General features: G+C 66.1%; 21 protein-coding genes. 16 read left to right on the top strand and 5 right to left on the bottom strand.

Going from position 1 to position 14923, the window contains the following annotated elements; translation table 11 throughout:
• Window positions 1–24: 24 nt before the first annotated feature.
• The 3 genes from U5N23_RS07650 to U5N23_RS07660 are packed head-to-tail and all read right to left on the bottom strand — an operon-like array spanning window position 25 to window position 1017.
• Window positions 25–336, bottom strand: a complete 312-nt coding sequence (locus U5N23_RS07650; protein ID WP_322592205.1) for a hypothetical protein — start codon at window positions 334–336, stop codon at window positions 25–27.
• Window positions 333–539: a hypothetical protein gene (locus U5N23_RS07655; RefSeq protein WP_322592206.1), complete on the bottom strand. Its 207-nt coding sequence runs from the start codon at window positions 537–539 to the stop codon at window positions 333–335. The genes U5N23_RS07650 and U5N23_RS07655 overlap by 4 nt, the downstream gene beginning before the upstream one ends.
• 1 nt (window position 540) lies before the next feature.
• The gene (locus U5N23_RS07660; RefSeq protein ID WP_322592207.1) at window positions 541–1017 is read right to left on the bottom strand and encodes a hypothetical protein; all 477 of its coding nucleotides are present in this window, start codon (window positions 1015–1017) and stop codon (window positions 541–543) included.
• Between the two features lie 104 nt (window positions 1018–1121).
• Between U5N23_RS07660 and U5N23_RS07665 the strand changes: the two genes are divergently transcribed.
• Window positions 1122–1556: a hypothetical protein gene (locus U5N23_RS07665; protein ID WP_322592208.1), complete on the top strand. Its 435-nt coding sequence runs from the start codon at window positions 1122–1124 to the stop codon at window positions 1554–1556.
• Between the two features lie 243 nt (window positions 1557–1799).
• On the opposite strand, the gene U5N23_RS07670 is transcribed toward U5N23_RS07665, so the two are convergent.
• Window positions 1800–2072 carry a DNA-binding protein gene (locus U5N23_RS07670; RefSeq protein ID WP_322592209.1) on the bottom strand — a complete coding sequence of 91 codons (273 nt, stop codon included), beginning with the start codon at window positions 2070–2072 and terminating at the stop codon, window positions 1800–1802.
• A gap of 91 nt (window positions 2073–2163) precedes the next feature.
• Here U5N23_RS07670 and U5N23_RS07675 point away from each other — a divergent pair, with 91 nt between their 5' ends.
• From U5N23_RS07675 to U5N23_RS07740, 14 genes are all read left to right on the top strand, one after another.
• Complete coding sequence (locus U5N23_RS07675; protein ID WP_322592210.1) at window positions 2164–2607, top strand: helix-turn-helix transcriptional regulator; 444 nt, start codon at window positions 2164–2166, stop codon at window positions 2605–2607.
• A 320-nt stretch (window positions 2608–2927) separates the two neighbouring features.
• Window positions 2928–3452 (top strand): hypothetical protein, encoded by a 525-nt coding sequence (locus U5N23_RS07680; protein WP_322592211.1) that lies wholly within the window; start codon window positions 2928–2930, stop codon window positions 3450–3452.
• A gap of 303 nt (window positions 3453–3755) precedes the next feature.
• Window positions 3756–4373 (top strand): hypothetical protein, encoded by a 618-nt coding sequence (locus U5N23_RS07685; protein WP_322592212.1) that lies wholly within the window; start codon window positions 3756–3758, stop codon window positions 4371–4373.
• Between the two features lie 95 nt (window positions 4374–4468).
• On the top strand, window positions 4469–4834 hold the full coding sequence (locus tag U5N23_RS07690) for a putative holin (protein ID WP_322592213.1): 366 nt from the start codon (window positions 4469–4471) through the stop codon (window positions 4832–4834).
• 1 nt (window position 4835) lies between these two features.
• Complete coding sequence (locus U5N23_RS07695) at window positions 4836–5468, top strand: transglycosylase SLT domain-containing protein (protein ID WP_322592214.1); 633 nt, start codon at window positions 4836–4838, stop codon at window positions 5466–5468.
• The gene (locus tag U5N23_RS07700; RefSeq protein ID WP_322592215.1) at window positions 5465–5986 is read left to right on the top strand and encodes a hypothetical protein; all 522 of its coding nucleotides are present in this window, start codon (window positions 5465–5467) and stop codon (window positions 5984–5986) included. Before U5N23_RS07695 ends, U5N23_RS07700 begins: the two co-directional genes overlap by 4 nt.
• A gap of 103 nt (window positions 5987–6089) precedes the next feature.
• Window positions 6090–6203, top strand: a complete 114-nt coding sequence (locus tag U5N23_RS07705) for a TraR/DksA C4-type zinc finger protein (RefSeq protein ID WP_322592352.1) — start codon at window positions 6090–6092, stop codon at window positions 6201–6203.
• Complete coding sequence (locus tag U5N23_RS07710; protein ID WP_322592216.1) at window positions 6200–6544, top strand: hypothetical protein; 345 nt, start codon at window positions 6200–6202, stop codon at window positions 6542–6544. The genes U5N23_RS07705 and U5N23_RS07710 overlap by 4 nt, the downstream gene beginning before the upstream one ends.
• On the top strand, window positions 6537–6857 hold the full coding sequence (locus tag U5N23_RS07715; protein WP_322592217.1) for a hypothetical protein: 321 nt from the start codon (window positions 6537–6539) through the stop codon (window positions 6855–6857). Before U5N23_RS07710 ends, U5N23_RS07715 begins: the two co-directional genes overlap by 8 nt.
• 3 nt (window positions 6858–6860) lie before the next feature.
• Window positions 6861–7463 carry a phage protein Gp27 family protein gene (locus tag U5N23_RS07720; protein WP_322592218.1) on the top strand — a complete coding sequence of 201 codons (603 nt, stop codon included), beginning with the start codon at window positions 6861–6863 and terminating at the stop codon, window positions 7461–7463.
• Window positions 7463–9127 (top strand): hypothetical protein, encoded by a 1665-nt coding sequence (locus U5N23_RS07725; protein ID WP_322592219.1) that lies wholly within the window; start codon window positions 7463–7465, stop codon window positions 9125–9127. The genes U5N23_RS07720 and U5N23_RS07725 overlap by 1 nt, the downstream gene beginning before the upstream one ends.
• Window positions 9128–9133: 6 nt before the next feature.
• Complete coding sequence (locus tag U5N23_RS07730) at window positions 9134–10753, top strand: DUF935 domain-containing protein (RefSeq protein WP_322592220.1); 1620 nt, start codon at window positions 9134–9136, stop codon at window positions 10751–10753.
• Window positions 10754–11011: 258 nt separating this feature from the next.
• Window positions 11012–12253 (top strand): PBECR2 nuclease fold domain-containing protein, encoded by a 1242-nt coding sequence (locus tag U5N23_RS07735; RefSeq protein ID WP_322592221.1) that lies wholly within the window; start codon window positions 11012–11014, stop codon window positions 12251–12253.
• A gap of 114 nt (window positions 12254–12367) precedes the next feature.
• Window positions 12368–12934 (top strand): phage virion morphogenesis protein, encoded by a 567-nt coding sequence (locus U5N23_RS07740; protein ID WP_322592222.1) that lies wholly within the window; start codon window positions 12368–12370, stop codon window positions 12932–12934.
• Here U5N23_RS07740 and U5N23_RS07745 read toward each other — a convergent pair.
• Window positions 12891–13601, bottom strand: coding sequence for a DUF5677 domain-containing protein (locus U5N23_RS07745; protein WP_322592223.1), 711 nt, complete (start codon window positions 13599–13601; stop codon window positions 12891–12893). The two genes, U5N23_RS07740 and U5N23_RS07745, sit on opposite strands and share 44 nt — an antisense overlap.
• Window positions 13602–13710: 109 nt before the next feature.
• Between U5N23_RS07745 and U5N23_RS07750 the strand changes: the two genes are divergently transcribed.
• Entirely contained in the window at window positions 13711–14913 is a 1203-nt protein-coding gene (locus U5N23_RS07750) for a phage protease (protein WP_322592224.1), read from the top strand.
• Window positions 14914–14923 lie beyond the last annotated feature (10 nt).

Consider the following 14923-nt stretch of genomic DNA (forward strand, 5'->3'; position numbering starts at 1 on the left):
TCCAGTGATTGAAAGGGAAACGGTTCAGTCGACCCGCGTGAAGCGGTTGTCGATGTCTTCGATGCGCTGGCGGGTGCGGCGCATGCAGTCGTCGTGGGCGCGGGCCAGTTGCACCACCTTGGGCGTCAGGCGCCAGCACTCCAGGTTGCCCGGCAGGCGCTCGGCCACGCCTTCCTCGGCCAGCATCTCCAGATCGCGCAGCGCCATTGGGGGCGAGACCTTCATGGCCTCCGCGATCTGCTTGAGCCGCAGGCCATCGAAGCTGTGGCCCTGCAGCACCCACAGCAGGCGCAAGGCGCGGCGGGCAGACTGCTGCTGGGGCAATGCACCGCTCATGGCCGCACCTCGCCCTGGCCGGCCTGGCCGGGATCGAGCCGGGCCAGTTCAGCCTCCAGCTCCTGGCGAACGAGTGCCTGGATGCGGTCTGCCATCGGGCCGTCGTTGATCACCAGCTCGCCATAGCCGGTGCAGATAGCAAAGCCGCGCTCCATTGCGGGCACCTGCCGTGACAGGGCGTAGGTAATGCCGAATGCGTCCATCTCAGAACTCCAGTTGGGGGTTGGCGTGTTGCACCACGTTGCTGCGATGCCAGGCCATGTGTTCCATGTGCTTCGCCATCGCGGCCAGCGTCTCGGCCGGGTCTCCTGGACGGGCATAGAAGGCGCTGAGCAGCTTCACGGTGGCAGCGAAGTGCTCATGCAGCTCGGCGATGTCCGAGTGATTCAGATTGCGGCCCGTGGCCACATCCACCAGCAGCCGGCCACTGCTCGCCGCGATCCAGCGCGTCACGTAATCGATGCCGCAGGCGGTCTCGAAGGGGCGGATCATGTTGGTGGGCAGACGGCCAGTGCTCAGCCACTTGTAGAGGGTCCAGTGGTCCGAGACGCCCATGTCCTCGCCAACGCGCTCGACCGACTTGTTCAGCCGCTCGCGGGCGTGGTCCTTGCACAGCTCCAGCGCGTGGCGCAGGCTCGTAGGCTGCAGGCGCTTCCAATTGCGTGTGGGCTTGGAACTCATGGCCGCAGGCCCCCCACCGCCAGGTCCAAACAAATGCCGGTTTGGCCTTGCTGGCGCAGGGTTTGGGGGCGATACAGTGGCGACACCAACAAGAGGGAGCCGATATGTCCGAGATCGAAGAGCCGACCAGCTGGTCCATTCACGAAGCCATTGCCGTGGCATACGAGGCGTTCATCATCCGCTTCGGCGCCGACGTGCTGTCCGCCGCGTTCGAGGCCCTTTGCCGCGACCACGACGTCGCCAAAGCCGCCGCATTCGAGCTGGACGACGAGATCAGCCGCTACCTGCAGTACCCCCTGAGCATGAAGGGCAGCGGGCTGGACCTCTGGGTTGCCAAGGCGCGCAGCGACCCCGACCAGGCCGAGCTGCTCACGCTCATCGGCGTCCGCTGGCTGCTGGCCCGCGACGACCTGCTGACCAGGCCAGCGCAGTCGCGCGTGCCGTGTTCGTACAGTGAAGGATTGACGGACCATGTCAGCCTCCAATTGCTGTCGCAGATGCTGTACCGTGGTCGCGCACCGTATACAACCTGCGACTGAGTTCGCCGTGTTCACGGGCAGAGGGCAGCACAGGGTCAGGCAGGCCGAGCTCGGCACGCAGCTGATCCATGGCCGGGTTGCGTCCGTACACCCCGGAATCGACCAGCAGCAGGGTCAACACATCGTCCTCGCGACCCACACCGGCAGCAAAGGCTTCCCGTGCTTCGCAAGCAAATCCTGCCGACAGCTCGTTGATGCGGGCCACCAGTGCAGGCCCAGTAAGATGGGGGTAGGACAAAACCGTCATGCTGCGGCCGCCATCCGTGGGCTCGCAGACGAGCGGAAGGCCGTCGAGCTGGTAACGGAAGCCGTCTTCACGCCGACCTTGAGGCCCAGGTCCACAGCGATGTTGTGGCTTTCCCCGCGCAGGCATTTGCGCGCGGGCTTGGCTTGGTCATCGTTGAGGATCGCGCAGACCAGTGCTGCAGAATAGCTGCGCTGCTTGGCCCAGGCACTGAAGGACAAGCCTTGGTGCGCGAATTCGTCGCGTACCTGTTGGCGGGTCTTAAGAGGCATGGTGGTGCGTCCTATGTTGTTGCCGCAAGTTGGCGCTTGTGGCGTGTTGTTGAAACGTGTTGGCGCTGATTATGGTTCAAATAATTGAACCATGCAACGCATTTGGTCCATATTTATGATATTCAGCGAGCGTTTGAAGCAGGAGCGGGAGCGGCTGGGTCTCACCCAACCCCGGCTGGCAGAAATGCTTGGGGTGGGCAAGACCACCGTCATCAACTGGGAGAAGGGCAGCTCATCCCCGACCGCGCAGCAACTGGCGTTGCTGGTTCCTGCAGGCATGGACGTGTGGTTCGTCATGACGGGGCAGATCGGCCCCGGGTCGCTCTCGCCTGAAGAGCAGACCTTGCTGGGCTACTTTCGCGCAGCGACATCTGAGGTGCGCCGCGCAGCGCTGGGCGCATTGATCGGCGTTGCACCGTCGGCCCAGGCAACGAATCACGTTCGCGACCTCACCATGCACAACACTACGCCTGGCGGTGTCCAGGTTGGCATCCAGTCAGGCGGATCGGTCACGACCGTCCGCAAGAGGAAGTAGCGGCTTCGCATCACCCAAATGGGGGAACCTCAAAACAGAGCTGATTTCCCGGCCCAATCGCACCGCTGCGGATCGCTTCTTTCGTCACAATGGATGTAACGAAGGAGATACAAATTGATCGAATGGGCTTGGGTGCTGCGACTGGTCGATGGCTTGAAGCCGCAGGTGAGGATGAAGAACCAGGCTGAAGGATCGGTTCTCGTGGGGTGCAATCGGGGCACTATTACCGTGGTCAATCTGGTCATGCCCGCGCAGGGTTGCTGCGGCAGCTGCCGGGCACTGCAGTCAGGTGCTGACGAAAATCAACGATGGAGGGGGCAATGAAAGCAGTCAATCTGACCATCGCGCTAATCGTCGCTCAGGCCAGCTGGGCTGCCTGGGCAGGGCCCGATAAGCTGGAGATCAAGGGCCTGCAGATTGGCATGAGCGAGGCTGAGTTCAAGAAGGTCAACCCGAAAGCCAAGTGTTCCTTTTCTGTCCGTGACAAGGCTTGGGACAGCTCAATCTCTCCAGTGCGCACCTGTAGCGTGCCGAGCTTTACGGTGGCCGCCAAAGAGGCCAAAGACACCCGATTCCTGTTCTACGAGGACAAGCTCGGTGCATTGAACATCGGGTTCCACGACTTCTATGGGAAGGATGTGCAGCAGGCCTTGAGTGACAAGTACGGCTCGCCTGCCACGGAGAGCGGGAAGTATCCAGGCGTCTCGTGGCGGTTCGCGGATTCGCGCATGCGCTTCCACTTCCTTGGCTCGTCAGCCGTTTTGTTCGTGGAGTCTCCACTGCAGGATGCATGGGACCTCAAGCTGACCGAATTCGAGCGCCGCAACGCAAAGAAGGACCTGTGAGGCTGTTTGGGCTGGCATTCGCGGTGGCGGCGGGGATGCTCTTCGCCACCGACGCGCACGCCCGCATTCCACGCTCGTCTTCGGTGGTGTCTGAGTTCAAGCGCCTCTACCCGTGCCCGGTGAACGGTGCCCGCCGCGGGCCATGTCCAGGCCACCAGGTGGACCACATCTCGCCCCTGTGCTCGGGTGGCGCTGATCAGGTCGACAACCTGCAGTGGCTCACGGTCCAAGAGCATAGGGACAAGACGCGGTTTGATGTTTTGCTCTGCAGGAATGCAGCGCGGTTGAAGCGTGAGGACGGCCATGACTGATTCAGACGCGGAGCGTTTTGAGGGGACTCCGGCGGGCGCTTTCGATTTGGTTGCGCTCGAGCTGGCAATGCCAACGCGGAAGGCGTTGGACGAATTACGTCATGCATTCTTGTCCATCTACGGTGAAGGCCATGACAAGGCTGTGCGGATGCTTGAGGGCCACTGGCCCGACGGTGCACACTGGCAGCGAGGCGAGGCATACCTAAGAACCTTGGGTTGGCGTTCTGCAGATGAGTTTGTTGGTGTCGACGAAGCTCAAGCCGAATGGATGGATGCATACGACGGGCCGACACTCCTGGAGTTGCTATTTCAGCGCCTCATGCACTTGACCCACCGGATGTTCCGCGATCCCCAAGTGCTCGGATTGCTTTCCCATCGTTATCCATCGGGAGACGTGGTTTACAGCCATCTGCATCTGAATAGAAATGCAGGTTGGCGGGGTGATCCCTGCGGTATTGGTATCGATAGGATCGTGCCAGTTGAAGAGGGAATGGTGCACCTCCAGAATCCAGCCCATGCGCATCCAGCGTGCAGATGCACGATTGACCCGGTGGAGGCGCGGCTGATGATGCGAAGCAAAGCCCGTAGCGCCTGCCCCTCGGACGAATAGTTCCCTCGTCCACAAGACCCCGCATTCCCTCCTGCAGACACTGACGACTCACCCCCCGGGGTTTGTTCATCACTGTCCTGCCCTTGGAGGGGCCCATGCAACTCAGAGACTCCGTTCCCGCCTGGCTGCGCGTCCCGCGCACCTCGACCTGGCTCGTTCTCGCCGTGGTGCTGGTCGCGATCATCGCGGCTGTCGCCCCGCAGAAGTTCGAGGTCACCGTCTACAAGGCCTCCCTGGTCGCCCTGGCCGCCGTCATGGCGTACTGGCTCGACCGCGCACTGTTCCCGTACGCACGGCCTGACGGCTACCTGGCACGCGACTGGCGCCTGGGCTCCACCGAGCCCACCGACGAGGCCGACCACCCCATCGCGCCGGGCTACACCCTCCCGTTTGCCGCAGCCATGCTGCGCCGCGCGATCATCGTCGCTGCCGTGATCTCCGGCGTGGCTTCGGGCCTCTGACGTGCGCAGCCCCATCATCGCCCGCTTGCTGCGCAAGCCCCTGGCCTGGGCCATCCTCGCGTGCCTGCTGGCCCTGGGCGTGGCCGAGAGCTGCCGCGCCCAGGTGCCCGAGCCTGCGCTGCAGTACAAGGCCCTGCTGATCCGCGTTGCCCAGGCCGAGTGGGGCCTGGACGCGCCGGTCGCGGTCTTTGCCGCCCAGGTACACCAGGAATCGGCGTGGAACCCCAACGCTGTATCCCGCGTGGGTGCTGCAGGCCTGGCCCAGTTCATGCCTGCCACGGCCCGCTGGATGCCCTCGGTACGCTCAAGCCTGGCAGACCCCCAACCCTTCAACCCGGCGTGGGCCCTGCAGGCCCTGGCGGCCTACAACCACTGGCTGTACGCCCGCACCCCCGCCCGATACACGCCACGCGACCGCATGTGGGTCGCCCTGCGCAGCTACAACGGCGGGCTCGGCCACTGGCAAGCGGAGGCCGCCAGTACCGGGCTGGCCCAGCCCACGCGCGCCCAGGTCGATGAGGCATGCGGCAAAGCCCGCCGCGCAGCCTTGCACTGCCGTGAAAACCTGGGCTACCCCCACCGCATCCTGGTGGTGCTCCAGCCCCGCTACCTGTCCTGGGGGCCGGGCCTGTGAGCGCGCAATACCGACTGATCCTGATCGCCGTGCTGATCTGCGCGGCGATCTTCGGGGTGAAGGCATGGGAAGGCCACCTCATCGCCAAGGGCGACACCCAGGGCGCCGCCCGCGTCCAGGCCGACTGGGACCGCCAGGAGGCCGAGCGCAGCGCCGCCACCGCCGCCGACAACGTCCTCAAGTTCCGCAACGCCGAGAGAGTCGCCCATGAAACCGCCCAACGTGAAACCGAGCGCCAGGCTCATGCTGCTGGTGCCGCTGCTGCTGTGCGCAGCCTGCGCGACCAACTCGCCCGCCTCGACGCCCGCCGTGATCCCTACCCAGCAGGAGATGCCGGCCTTGCCGCCTGCGCTCGCGAAGCCACCACCGCCCGGCAGCTATTCAGCGAAAGCGCAGCTGCATATCAAGGGCTGGCAGCAGAGGCTGACGGACTCCGCGACCAGGTAGGGGGCCTGCAGCAGTTCGTGCACCAGGTCATCGGCGCCCCCACCTTGCAGGGGGCCGCGATTGAGCGATGACGTAGACCGCGCCAGCGCGCGAGAGGCCGAGATCCTCGCCGACGCCCTGGCAAGCCAGGCGCTCCGCGCCGGCCTGGCCGGCAAGACCGAGGCCGACTCGGCCGTGCGCTGCACCAGGTGCGCAGAAACCATACCGGCTCAGCGCCGCCGTGCTGTGCCGGGTTGCCAGATGTGTGTGGCGTGCAAGGTGCACGCCGAACGGAGGGGAAACGCGTGAATTTGCAAATCGATTTCTGGCAACTGGTGGGGCTGTTGCTCAGCGGGCTCGGCGCCCTGTGGGGCGTGATCAAGGTCGCTGCCGCCCAGGCCCAGCGCCACCAGGACGCAACCCATGCCCAACTCATCGCCCGGCTGGACAGTATCGAAGCCGCAAGCCGCATCGAGGCCGCCAACTGGCAGCGCCTCGAGCGCGAGATCCTGCAGCTCAAGGCCGAACTGCCTTTGAACTACGTGCGCCGCGAAGACTATGTCCAGGCCTTCGCAACCATCATGGCCAGGCTGGACGCCATCAACATGCGCTTTGAAAACATCCTGCTGCGAGGCAAGAACCATGAATGAGCAAACGCTGATCATCCAGGCCGCCCGCGCCCGGCGCGAGTTCATCCGCTGGGTGCTGCTGCTGGCGGCCAACATCAACCGACCCACGCACTCCACCCTGCGCTTCCTGCAGCAGGTGGTTCAGGGCGAGTACCCCGACGCCACCGAGATGGAGATCCGCCGCGAGCTGGACTACCTGGAGAGCCGCGACCTGGTCAAGATCTTCACCGACCCAATCGGCCAGGTCAGCGCAGACCTCACCCGCTACGGCATCGACATCGCCGAGTACACCGTCCCCGTCGAGCCCGGCATCGCCCGTCCACCCAAGGCCTGACACATGGCCCGCAAAAGCAGCATCGACCGCTTGTCAGGTGAGGTCAAAGCGTACATCCAGGCCATGCTGGCCACGGGCTCGCAGACCCTGGACGAGCTGATCGCCGACCTGCGCGAGCGCTTCCCGCTGGAGAGCGAGGCTGGCGATCTGCCCAGTCGCAGCGCCATCGGCCGCTATGGCCAGAAGCTGGAGCGCCGCCTGCAGGCGATCCGCGCCAGCACCGAGGCGGCCAAGATCATCCAGGCCCATGCCGGCGACGACCAGGACGCCCGCAGCGGCGCCCTGACCGCCATGATCCAGACCGAGCTGTTCGAAGCGATCTTGGCAATGCAGGAGGCCGCAGCCGACGCCGAAGACGCCGACCATGCCGAGCGCGTCGCCATCCTGTCCAAGGCCGCCAAGAACGTGGCCACGCTGACCAGGTCGAGCATCAACCTGAAAGAGTTCCAGGCCAAGGTGGAGCGCGACACTCGCGCCAAGCTGCTGGCCGAGCAGCAGGCCAACCTGCAGGAAATCGCCAAAGCCCAGGGCATGGGTCAGGAGCAGCTCGACTTCTGGATACGCGACTTCCTGGGGATCAAGAAGCCCAAGGGGGCCGACAGCTGATGGCCTCGCTGATCCAGCCACTCGGCACTACCCTGCGCACGCTGGAATGGGATGACCTCCCAGCCAGCGTGCGGTCCATCCCGGCCAACCTCAACCTGCTGGCCGAGGGCGTGCTCATGCTGCACCAGCGTGAGGCCGCCGCGCTGCCCCACGCCATCATCGCCATTCCCAAGGGGCGCCGCACCGGCATCACCTACGGCACCATGCTGCGCAAGACCCTGGTGGCCGCAGCCCGCAAGGAGTTCGGCGGCGCCAACGTCTTCTACATCGGCGACACCAAAGAAAAAGGTCTCGAAGCCATCGGCTACGTGGCGAAGTTCTCACGCCTGATCGCCAAGGCCCAAGGCGAGGTGTCCGGCGTCGAAGAGTTCCTGTTCGAGGACCAGGACCCCGTCACCGGCAAGACCCGCCAGATCACCGCCTACCGGGTGCGCTTCGCCTCGGGCTTCCAGGTCTGCGCACTGTCCAGCCGCCCGGCCAACATCCGCGGGCTCCAGGGCCATGTGGTGATCGACGAAGCCGCGTTCCACCCCGACGTCCAGGGCGTGCTCGATGCAGCGGCTGCGCTGCTGATCTGGGGCGGCCAGATCACCGTCATCAGCTCGCACAACGGCAAGAACAACCCGTTCGCCCAGTTCTGCCGCGATATCGAGGCCGGCCGGTACGGCACCGATGCCGTGGTCTACACCGTCACCTTCGACGACGCCGTCGCCAACGGCCTGTTTGAACGCGTCTGCCTCATGTCCGGCACGGAGCCGACCGAGGAAGCGAAGAAGGCCTGGTACAGCAAGATCCGCAACGGCTATGGCGTGCGCAAGGCCGCCATGCGCGAAGAGCTGGACGCCATCCCCCGCGACGGCAACGGCGTGTGCCTGCCAGGCGTGTGGATCGAGCAGGCCGCCACGTTGGAGCCCGAGCGTGTGCTGCGCCTGGCGCTGGACGATGACTTCGTGCGTCTCACGACCGAGGAGCGCACCTCGTGGGTAGACGACTGGATCCAGCGATATCTGGACCCGGCCCTCGCCCGGCTGGACCCGCAACTGCGCCACGTCTTCGCGCAGGACTACGCGCGGCACCGGGATTTTTCGAGCTGGGGCGCGCTCAGCCTGGGGCTTGGCATGCGCCGGCAGCTGGCCCTGGCCATCGACATGCACAAGGTGCCCTATGCCCAGCAAAAGCAGATCACCTGGTACGCCATCAAGCATCTGCCCAGGCGCTGCGGCGGCGCCATGGACGCTGGCGGCTCCGGCGAACCGCTGGCCGAAGAGACCGCCGACAAGTTCGGCCGCAGCCACGTCCACCAGATCAAGCTCAGCCGCCTCTGGTACGGCACCTGGATGCCCAAGCTCGTCCAGGGCTTCGAGGACGGGATGATCGACATCCCGGCCGACCCCGACGTCGCGGGCGATCTGCGCGCCATCGAAGAGGTCGACGGCATCGCCATGGTCAGCAAGGTGCGCCGCAAGGACGTCAAAGACCCGGACCTGCTCCGCCACGGCGACAGCGCCGTCATGCTGGCCCTCGGCTGGTTCGCCACCTTGAACATGAGCGGCACCATCGAGTTCACCTCCGTGCCCCAGCTCCCCCGTGGCTTCGACAACCTCCGCTCGGACAGCCAGGACGATGGCGACCTGCAGATGCCCGAGCACTCCGCTACCTGGTGACCCCCCATGGCAACCTCTCGCATCCTCGGCCCAGACGGCCAGCCCATCACTACGCCCGACCTGGCAGAGCCGCAGACCTCGCGCCTCACCCACCTGCAGCGCGAGCTGCAGCGGCACCCCACACGCGGCCTCACGCCCTCGCGCCTGGCCCGCATCCTCGACCAGGCGGAGGAAGGCGACCTGATCTCCCAGTTCGAGCTGTTCGAGGACATGGAGGAAAAAGACGGCCACATCGCCAGCGAGATGAGCAAGCGCCGCCGCGCATGCGTGCTCGACTGGGAGCTGGTCGCCCCGGTCAACGCCAGCGCGGCCGAGAAGAAGGCCACCGAGCAACTCGGCGAAATGATGCTGGAGATCCCGGATTTTGAAGACGTCGTGTTCGACCTGACCGACGCCATCGGCAAAGGCTTTGCCTGCCAGGAGATCGAGTGGCACCGGGTCGAGCGCTACTGGCTCCCCAAGACCATCACCCACCGCCCCCAGAGCTGGTTCAACCTGCACCGGGGCTACCGGCAAGAGTTGCGCCTGCGCACCCACAACGTGGTCGACGGCACCGTGGGCGACACCCTGCAGCCCTTCGGCTGGATCACCCACGTCCACAAAGCCAAGAGCGGCTACCTGGAGCGCGCCTCGCTGTTCCGCCAACTGGTGTGGACCTACCTCTTCAAAAACTACTCAGTGGGCGACCTGGCCGAGTTCCTGGAGATCTACGGCATCCCCCTGCGTCTGGGCAAATACCCGGCCAGCGCCAGCGAGAAGGACAAGAGCACGCTGCTGCGCGCCCTGGTCGGCATAGGCCACAACGCGGCCGGCATCATTCCCGAGGGCATGGAGCTGGACTTTTTGGACGCGGCCACGGGTGACCCTGCCGCCTTCGAGCTGATGATCACCTGGTGCGAGCGCACCCAGTCCAAGGTGATCCTGGGCGGCACCCTCACCAGCGGCGCAGACGGCAAGAGCAGCACCAACGCCCTGGGCAACGTGCACAACGAGGTGCGCAAGGATCTGCGCGATGGCGATGTGCGCCAGGCCAACAGCACGCTGACGCGCGACCTGGTCTACGCCATCGGCGCCATCAACGGCCTGTTGCCTGGTGGCCTGCGCCGCAGCCCTCAGATGCGGCTCAATGCCCAGGAGCCCGAGGACCTCACCACCTTTGCCTCGGCGCTGCCGTCCCTGGTCAAGATCGGCGTCACACCCACGGTGGCCTGGGCCCACGAAAAGCTGGGTATCCCCATGCCACAGGCTGGCGAAGCGGTGCTCGGTGCCCCCGCAGCGCCGCCGACGCCAGAACCTCCTGCAGGTGCTCCGGTACCGCCAGCGCTGCCAGTAGGCAAAGCCGCTGCGACGGCAGTGCTGCCCGCTGCCGGCGTCGATCTGCCGCCCCCGGTGCTCATGCAGCCGCAGCTGGCCCGCAACATGGCCCCGGCCCTGCAGGCCTGGATCGAGCCCATCCGCAACCTGGTGGAGAGCGCCACCTCGCTGGAGGCCATCCGCGACGGCCTGGACCAGCTGCTGCCCGGCATGACGCTCGACCAGTACGCCGCCCTCATGGCCGAGGCCCTGCGCGCCGCCGAGCTGGCAGGCCGCGCCGACGTGCTCGACGAAGCAGCGGGTGTGCGATGAACGCGCGGCGCCTGGTGGCCTCCAGATGGAACCGATGGTGGCTCTGGCTACTGCCACCTTTCATGGCCGCATGGTTCCTCTGCTGGCTGCTCTGGCGTGCCGCTCGCCAGGTGCGCAAGGACGCATGGCGATGGGTCCGGCGCACTCGCTGACCGCCGCCGCCGTGAAGGCCCCTCGACCCCCTGGGGGCGGCCTTCGGACGTCGGCGCCGCCTTCCCCGGCTCCACGCCGTTTATAAACGCCTCGTCGCCCCTTTCCATGCCCACTGCCGCCTTCGGTTCCCTCCCTTTCGCCGAGCAGTCGGAATTTTTCCGGCGCAAGGTCAACCTGCCGACCGACGGCTGGACCGACATCTACACCCGCGAGCACGACTATGCGTTCGTCGTCGCCGGGGCCAACCGCGATGCCATCGTCTCCGACTTCCGCGCAGCGGTCGCCAAGGCCATCGACGGCGGCGCCACGCTCGAAGACTTCCGCAAAGACTTCGACACCATCGTCGCCAAGCACGGCTGGGACTACAACGGCGGCCGCGCCTGGCGCAGCCGCGTCATCTACGAGACGAACCTGGCCGCCAGCTATGCGGCCGGGCGTTGGCAGCAGCTGCAGGCCGCCCCGTTCTGGCAGTACGACCACCAGGACTGGGTGCAGAACCCCCGGCCCGAGCATGTGAGCTGGGACGGCCTCGTCCTCGAACGCGGCCACCCCTGGTGGGAGAGCCACTTCCCGCCCAACGGCTGGTTCTGCCATTGCAAGGTACGGGGCCTGTGGCCGCGCGACCTGCAGCGCCTGGGCAAGTCCGGGCCCGACCAGGCACCCGCCACCAACCTGGTCGAGCATGTCATCGGCCAGCGCAGCGCCATCGGCCCGCGCATGGTCCGCGTGCCCGAAGGCATCGACCCCGGTTTTGAAAACGCGCCAGGCGCAGCCCGCCTGCGCAGCGCCATCCCGCCCGAGCGGCCCGACCCACCACTGCCAGGCAGCGCAGGCGGCCCCGGCCTGCCCAACCGCCGCCCGCTCGATCCGCTGCCCCCACCCCGGCCGCTGCCGGCGACCGAGCTGCTGCCCCAGGGCCTGCCCGAGCGCGACTACCTCAACGCCTACCTGCAGGCGCTGGGCGTGCAGCCAGGCGCCCCCGCCATCGTGCGCGATGCTATCGGCGAGCGCCTGGTGGTGGGCGAGGAGCTGTTCACGGATACGAAGGGCCAGCTCAAGGTGACCAAGCGCGGCCGCGAGCAGTACATGCGCCTGCTGGCCCGGGCGCTGATCGACCCCGACGAGATCTGGGCCCGCCTGGAATGGCAGCACGCCCAGGCCAAGGCCGTGGTGCGCCGCCGCTACGTGGCGCGCTACCTGGTCGAAGGGCAAGAGACGCCCGCCCTGGCCGTGTTCGAGCTGGGCGCCGATGGCTGGAGCGGCATCACCACCTTCCAGGGCGTGACGCAGTCCGAGGACGAATGGCGCATTGGGGTGCTGCTGTACCAGCGCCTGGTCGAGCCATAGGCCAGAAACAGCGAAGCCAGCCCGGCGCCACGGGCTGGCTTCCATCGGGGCAAGGGTCGGTGGGCCTGGCGCGGCCTTCTTGCCTGATGTCTGGGCATTTTAGGAGATAGATGCATGGCTGGAACCCGTATCGCTTTTGACGTCAACGACCGCGAGGTGATGGAGCTGCTCGCCCGCCAGGCCCAGCCGCCTGGCAGCGACATCATGAACCGCCTCGGCGAGTACCTGCAGGCGTCCACCCAAGACCGCTTCAAGACCCAGACCGCCCCGGACGGCACGCCCTGGCAACCCTTGAAAGCGCGTTACGCCAGGCGCAAGAAGTACAACCCCGACAAGATCCTCACCCTGCGCGGCTACCTGCGCAGCGGCATCCGCCACCAGGTGACCGGCGACACCTCGGTCGAGGTGGGGGCCAACCTGGCCTACGCTGCCATCCACCAGCTCGGGGGCGATATCGACATGCCGGCGCGCCAGGCGACGGTGCGGTTCAAGACGCAGGCCGGGCGAAAGCTGTTTGCCAAACGCGGCACCAAGGGAGCCACGGAGCGCACGGTCAGCATCGGCAAGCACCAGGTCACCATGCCGGCGCGGCCATACCTGGGCATCAGCGCGGCGGACGATCAGGAGATCAGGCAAATCATTCTGGATTGGGTGGTGGGGAGGGCTGGTGGTGCCCCTTGAGAGCGTTGGTTCCAAGCACCAACAGATGCGCGATCCATGAGACTTGGATGGGCGCGGCCATGAAGTTCTTCTCGTAGGAGAATTCGTGAGTGCCGTCTTCCAACTTTTTGAAGTGGCCATCTAAGCTGCGTTGCGAGCCATGGGCGCCTGCGAGACTGGAGCCACGATAAATCCACTGGTAGGCAGTCAACAGCTTTGCATCCTTTGCAGCTTCCTGAGCGGACCAACCCTTGTGGGGTCCAGCGTCTGCAGCGGCGAGTTCCTGGAGCATCTGCTTGGTTTTTTCGTCCAGAAGTTCGATCTGGCCTGGCTTGAGCAACTCGCCTACCTGCTTCAGACGCTCGAAATGGTGATTGCTTTCCAAACGCGTGTGGTTTTCGGGCTTGTTCCAAAGCGCGCCTGCAAAGAATAGACACTCGTAGCCAGTACGCAGAGTTGACCAAGCGGCACCACCCATACCCTGTCGAACGAGCAACAGAGTGGCTTCAGCGCACTCAATGGCGCGCAACCACATCGCCAAGCCGCCGATCCACCCCTTGTTTTCCGCCATACCCTCCGGCGCGCCCAATGGAAAGGCTTCAAGCGCATTTTCCAGAGCGGCATCGGCTATTTCATACAGTTCATCCAGCGTCTTCCCCGGCACGGTAAGTTGTGGTTGCGTAGTCATCATTCCTCCTGTTTGAGAGCGGCCATTGTGTCGAAAGCCCGTCCGACAGCAAGATAAATAGTGGACGCGGGAACAAGACCCGCAGCGCCCCGCCGCAGACCATTGCGGCATGCACCAGCGCACCACCTCCCGTAACCGCCCAGGCCGCACCGGCATCGCCGTGTGCTCGGCCCTCGCTGCGGCCACGGCCGTGGCCATCTCGGCCTGCACCTACCAGGTGCCCGCCAAGACCCGCCTGCAGGGCGGCCAGATCCTTCTGCAGGTCACCCCGGCCGGCAGCTTCACCCCCAGCGACGGCCGCGAGATGGACTCGCCACCGTGGAACATCGACGCGGCGAGCGCCCAGGCCGTCATCCAGCGTTTTGCCGCAGCGACCGCCAGCCAGCCCCTGGTGCTGGACTACGAGCACCAGACCCTCAACAAGGCCACCAACGGCCAGCCCGCGCCCGCTGCCGGCTGGTTCCGTGAGCTGCGCTGGATCGACGGCAAGGGGCTTTACGCGGTCGCAGAGCTGACCCAGCGCGCCCAGGACTACATCGCCAACGGCGAGTACCTCTACTTCTCGCCCGTCTTCGAGTACTCCAAGGCCACCGGCCAGGTGCTGGCCCTGCACATGGGCGCGCTCACCAACGCACCGGCCATCCACGGCATGGAGCCGCTTTCCCTCCTCGCGGCCGCCACGGCCGCTTTCATCGTCCCGCCCCAACAGGAGCCATCCGTGACCCCATTGCTCAAGGCCTTGCTGGCCTCCCTCGGCCTGCCCGAGACCACCACCGAAGCCAACGCCATCACTGCGCTCACGGCCCTCGGCCCCCTGACCGCCCTGCAGGGCCGCGCTGTTGCCGCCTGCTCGGCCCTGGCCCTGCCCGTCGACGCCAGCCCTGACGCCGTCACGGCCGCCTGCACCAGCCTGCGCACCGCCACTACAGGCGCCCCCGACCCGGCCAAGTACGTTCCCATCGCCATGGTGACCGAGCTGCAGACCAACCTGGCCGCGCTCACTGCCCGCCAGCAGCAGGGCGATATCGACGCCGCCGTGGGCGCCGCACTCAAGGACGGCCGCCTGCTGCCAGCCATGGAAGCCTGGGCCCGCGATCTGGGCAAGACCAACATGGCCGCGCTCACCTCGTACCTGGGCGCCGCCCAGCCCATCGCCGCGCTCGCAGGCACCCAGACGGGCGGCCTGCCGCCTGGCGGCCTTGCCAAGGGCGATGCGCAACTGAGCGCTCCCGAGCTGGCCGTGTGCAGCTCACTGGGCCTCACGCCCGAGCAGTACAAGGCCGGCGCCACCGCCGTCGCAGCCGCCGCCTGACCCGGCCGGC

Source organism: Acidovorax sp., assembly GCF_034519795.1.
Taxonomy (GTDB): Bacteria; Pseudomonadota; Gammaproteobacteria; order Burkholderiales; family Burkholderiaceae_C; genus Acidovorax.